The sequence below is a fragment of the Streptomyces niphimycinicus genome (assembly GCF_018883605.1).
Classification (GTDB): domain Bacteria; phylum Actinomycetota; class Actinomycetes; order Streptomycetales; family Streptomycetaceae; genus Streptomyces; species Streptomyces niphimycinicus.
Genome location: NZ_JAHLEM010000357.1, coordinates 1 through 870 on the forward strand (window position 1 = coordinate 1; position 870 = coordinate 870).

Sequence of the window (870 nt, forward strand, 5' to 3'; positions counted from 1 at the left end):
CGCGCTGAGCGCCGGGGCGACGGCACGTCTAGCTGCCGGGCGACGGCACGCTGGGCCTCCGGGCGGGGGCACAGCCGCTGGGCGACGGCACGACGAGCCATCGGGAACGGCACGCTGGGCCTCCGGGCGGGGGCACGACGAGCCACGCTCAGCCACCGGGCACGCCGCCCGGCCGGTTCGGTGATGGCGGCCGGTTCGGTGATAACGGCCGGTTCGGCCGCGGCGCACCGGTCCTCGGCCCGCCGCCGCGTATCCGGCGCTCAGCCCGCGTACCGGTCCTCGGCCAGGATGCGGTCGAGTTCGGCGTCGAGATCGCCGACCGGATCGCAGGCCGCCGGCTCCTGGCCGAAAGGCACCACCCGGTCCGTCCGATCGAGGAAGGCCACCAGAGGCGCGGCCCCGGCCCGGAACAGGGCCCGTTCACAGCCCACTTGGAGTCTGATGAAGACGTCCGAGAGCCCCTCGGGGGAGGCGGGAGCGATACGCACATCCCCCTCGCCGGTGGGTCTGCTCAGCCCGTCCAGCAGCAGCTCCCGCGCGAAGGCCCAGCTCACCGGCGCGTCGCCGGGCAAATGGAAGGTGATCTCGACGGCATAGGGGTCGCTGCTGTCGTAGGACAGCTCGACCGGGATCCGGAAGGAGAGATCCTGCGAGACCAGGAAGGTCATCGTCACTTCCGCCTGAACTGTGTCACGCATGTCACGCATCGTTCGCCGCCCCGGGTTGTTTGCGCATGGCCGACTCTGGAGCGTAGCGACTCGATTGCTGTGCGGAGTCGGTTTGCCTCGTGTGAGGGAACGAAAATGGCCAGTGTTGCCATGGGGAGACCCGCGGGGCCGGACGACGTGGGCCCGGTGGGCGGGAGATCGG

General features: G+C 71.3%; 1 protein-coding gene. It reads right to left on the bottom strand.

Annotation, left to right across the window (positions count from 1 at the left end; translation table 11 throughout):
• Positions 1 to 260: 260 nt before the first annotated feature.
• Positions 261 to 698 (bottom strand): SsgA family sporulation/cell division regulator, encoded by a 438-nt coding sequence (locus tag KN815_RS28585; protein WP_211124680.1) that lies wholly within the window; start codon positions 696 to 698, stop codon positions 261 to 263.
• Between the last annotated feature and the right edge of the window lie 172 nt (positions 699 to 870).